6 protein-coding genes and 1 pseudogene are annotated in these 3730 nt (G+C 34.0%); all 7 read left to right on the top strand.

Annotated elements, in window-relative coordinates; all coding sequences use genetic code 11:
- Window positions 1–157: 157 nt before the first annotated feature.
- The 7 genes and pseudogenes from BN3456_RS00335 (at window position 158) to BN3456_RS00310 (ending at window position 3580) form a co-directional block, all read left to right on the top strand.
- On the top strand, window positions 158–1168 hold the full coding sequence (locus tag BN3456_RS00335; RefSeq protein ID WP_089981974.1) for a hypothetical protein: 1011 nt from the start codon (window positions 158–160) through the stop codon (window positions 1166–1168).
- 191 nt (window positions 1169–1359) lie between these two features.
- Entirely contained in the window at window positions 1360–1515 is a 156-nt protein-coding gene (locus tag BN3456_RS15745) for an SHOCT domain-containing protein (protein WP_172036006.1), read from the top strand.
- Window positions 1516–1563: 48 nt separating this feature from the next.
- Complete coding sequence (locus BN3456_RS00330) at window positions 1564–1815, top strand: YdbC family protein (RefSeq protein ID WP_089981971.1); 252 nt, start codon at window positions 1564–1566, stop codon at window positions 1813–1815.
- 143 nt (window positions 1816–1958) lie between these two features.
- A pseudogene (locus BN3456_RS16500) lies at window positions 1959–2192 on the top strand (recombinase family protein); the annotation flags it as partial.
- Window positions 2193–2333: 141 nt separating this feature from the next.
- On the top strand, window positions 2334–2558 hold the full coding sequence (locus BN3456_RS00320; RefSeq protein WP_089981969.1) for a helix-turn-helix domain-containing protein: 225 nt from the start codon (window positions 2334–2336) through the stop codon (window positions 2556–2558).
- Between the two features lie 18 nt (window positions 2559–2576).
- Window positions 2577–2819, top strand: a complete 243-nt coding sequence (locus tag BN3456_RS00315; RefSeq protein ID WP_242849830.1) for a hypothetical protein — start codon at window positions 2577–2579, stop codon at window positions 2817–2819.
- Window positions 2816–3580, top strand: coding sequence for a Crp/Fnr family transcriptional regulator (locus BN3456_RS00310; protein WP_047001640.1), 765 nt, complete (start codon window positions 2816–2818; stop codon window positions 3578–3580). The genes BN3456_RS00315 and BN3456_RS00310 overlap by 4 nt, the downstream gene beginning before the upstream one ends.
- The last annotated feature ends 150 nt before the right edge of the window (window positions 3581–3730 follow it).

Genomic DNA, 3730 nt, shown 5'->3' with positions numbered 1-3730 from the left:
ATCCTCTATCGGGCTATTCCTTTATCTAAGATGAGATGATTGTAAAATAAAAAGTCTGCCAGTACAACACCGACAGACAAAAAGTTAAGAAAGGGCTATCACGCAGCATGCGTGATTTGGTTCAATAAATACAAATTAGAATTTATAGGATAAAAACATGGTAAAAGTAAAAAATAACAAGATAAAAACATACATTCTATCAGCAATAACATTAATATGGCTAGCATTTTCCATGATACTTTTATATATAAAAAGTAGGACTGGTTATAGAATTTTAATTGATTTCTTTGGGTTACAATTAAGGCAAGGAGATGTCCTATTTATTCTTTTACTGATGATTGTAGCTTGGCTTATCTTTTTTCTAAAGCTATTTTGGAAGAAATATTCTAGTAACATTGCTAGAGTTATTCTGGTAACAGGCTGGATTTTATTAATTGCAGGATTCTTATTTGGGTCTTTAATTTTTTTAGGTGGTCATCTTGTAAGTACCTACTATACTTTTATTTCCCCTGATAAAAAACATACGCTAGTAGTTGATGAGGCTTCGCTCTTGCTTTTGTCAAATGTAAGTTTATTTGAAAGGATAAATCCTTTATTTATTGAAGATTTAGGCGCAGAAACCTCCCTCGATGATGGATTTTCACCAATTTCAGCAGGTAAGTACTGGATAAAGTGGGATGGAAATAGGGTTAGCCTTGCGATGTTGGATGAACTTGGGACTGGGACATGGGATGTAGTAAAAGTTTCCTTAGGAGATAGTGATAGGGATGTTCAACATGATAATTTAGACTCTGAGGGCAAGCCTATTGTCTATGAGGAAAATTATTCTCCTACGCTTCCTGCGAAAGATACCATTCATAAACCACTAACTAAACAAGAAATATTAGATAGTTTATCTCTTGAAAATGCTATCATAATACCAAATTCTAACTATGGACTTATAGAGGTTGATAGGGCTATGGCTAGAAGTCTATGGTATTTTGTAAGAATTGAGGAAAATAGGATGATTTATATTTCTGATGCTCCAGATACATCTCCTAAAGTTGAGGGAGAAATTGATTCTGAAGGAAAAATACATTTAAGATTTACGGATATTAATAATAATCAAACCAATTATGAATCTTTAAACCAGGGAAAGACTTGGAAAAATGCTCTCCACAAAAAATAATTTAATAAAACTTTCGTTCAAAGGGATTTGTATTGACTGATAAATCTCAGTTTGTTGAAATAAAAAATAATATTAATTCTTTAACATAATGACTTACGAGTTTTTTTCGTAGGTCTTATTTTTTTTTTACTCAAAAATACCTCAGATGTCCTAGGGATAGTGAAGAATAAATATTGGACATGGAGGGAAAAATGAATAGTCAAATAACTTATGAAAATGTAGAAAAAGAATCAGCATATTATATTTCAAGTGAAATACTTGCAGAAATGTATTTATTAGGTCTAATTTCACTTGAAGAATATGAAGAAATCACTTGTTACAATATAGAAAAGTTCACACCTTTTTAAGGCGAAATAATGCTATAAAATTTGATAAATAGCCGTTTGTACGGGAATATGTTACTAGTAAAAAAGGAGGTGAAAGACAAGGCAGATATTAAATATGAAATCAAAGAAACCGTGGGCATTCTTTCAGAAAACAATAGAGGCTGGTCAAAGGAACTGAATTTAATCAGCTGGAATGACAGGGAGCCTAAATACGACATCAGGGATTGGTCGCCGGAACATGAGAAGATGGGCAAAGGTGTAACCTTAAGCGTAGAAGAACTTAAAAAGCTTAGGGAGTTACTTAATGAAATGGAACTTTAGAGTTGGAGGAATGGGGAAATAAACTCTTTTAAGGATGTCGTAAAAGCTCTATTTTATAATGAAATATACAAGGAGCTATCATTTTATATAGAAGAGAACCCTTCCAAGCTAGACTGTAGATACTCTGAGTCTAATGATTAAGCATAGCAGAAGAGATTGATGAGCTGAGAGACAAGCGACAGTTCCTTTTAGTAGAAGATGCCTCCCTCAGTAGCGAGAACGAGCGAATCAATGAGCTGATTGAATTTATCCGCAAGAACAAATTCCGCACCTTAGAATATGACGATAAACTTGTAAGGAAAATAATCCAGAACGTTACTGTGTATGAAGACCACTTCGTCATAGCATTCAAATCTGGAATCGAAATGGAAATATGAAAACCCAAAGTAAATAGCCCATGACTCTACAGTAGAGTTGTGGGTTTTTTTTGCTTGCTGATTATAATAATATTTTAATAACTATTGTATTTATCAACCAAATGGTTTATAATATTCTTAGCGTAAACTTGGAGGTGCTGTATGACTACGGCAGAAATGATTAAAGAACTGTGTGAGCAAATGAATATAAGCGTTTCTGAACTTGCTAGACGTATTGGCCAGACTCCACAGAATTTCAATAAGAAATTAAAACGGGAAACGGTAACCTTGGATGAGTTGAAAGCCATTGCTGATGTTCTTGGTGTCAAGTTTGAGCAGGCTTTTATATTGCCTGATGGCAATGAAATAAAGACGGGTAACGAGTAAAGGAGGCGGTCTAATATAATGATTAGTCCGGAAAGTTACTATGAAGAGTATCTCAAAGGAAAGACAAAGGAAGAAATAATGACCGCCATCCGAGGACTTAAGCAAGAAATAGGACGTCTAAAAAGTACACTGGAAAATCCTGACTATGATGATAACGCAATTATTCATCCGGATAAGTTTACCTGCATTTACTGGACTCGTGGGTACTTGGAAAAAGCTAAAGAGACCTTAAGAGAGAATATGAAAGGGGCATTCAAATGAAAAAAAAGGATTTGATGCATGAAATTAAAAATCAATATATAGAAAAACAAGGGTATCACGATGTTACTCACACTCATCATCAAGGACATGAGTCAGCTTCACACGCTTCATGTATCACTGTAGTTCCGATCTTTAATCATTTAGAAGGAGAACAGATGGAGGAAATTATGAAAGTAACGAAATCGACCTCTTTTAAAAAGGGTGAAGTAATTTACCGAGAGGGAGATATATCCGACTTGTTATATATTGTAAGTAAAGGGAAAATTCGAATTTACCGTTTGTCTGAATCAGGAAAAGAACAATTAGTGAGAATATTAAATCCAGGCGATTTCACTGGAGAGCTTGCCTTGTTTCGCGAATCAATTCAGGAAGCATATGCAGAAGCAATGAGTGATACCGATGTATGTATGATTAGTAGAAATGATTTGCAAGAATTTTTATTAAAGTACCCTACTATATCTTTGAAGATTTTATCGGAATTCTCTAACCGATTAGAAACATCAGAAAAACAAACAACTAGATTTGCCACAGAGAAGGTAGATACTAGATTAGCACTGTTTCTTGCAGAATGCATGGAAAGCGGAGATGGTCCAATGGAAATTGAATTGCCAATGAGTAAAAAGGATTTAGCCTCTTATCTAGGAACTACTCCAGAAACTATTAGTAGAAAGTTAGCTGACCTTGAAAATGAAGGATATATAAAACAAAAATCAGGTAGAAAGATTGAGATTTTGGATTTAGATGGATTGTTGTTGGTATAGATGTGATAATATAAAGTAAAATAGTGTAAGTGCTTCAAAAGATGGCGTCGTGTAATTCTATCGCAATGCTGCTATACTAAGCCTATCATTTCTTGAGGCATTTTTTATGCTTATGAATCAACCTACATTCTTCTGGTAATTCTTTTGACC

It is taken from the genome of Clostridium sp. C105KSO13 (genome assembly GCF_001517425.1).
In the GTDB taxonomy this organism is placed as follows: domain Bacteria; phylum Bacillota; class Clostridia; order Lachnospirales; family Lachnospiraceae; genus Muricomes.
This window is presented reverse-complemented; position numbering and strand designations above follow the sequence as displayed.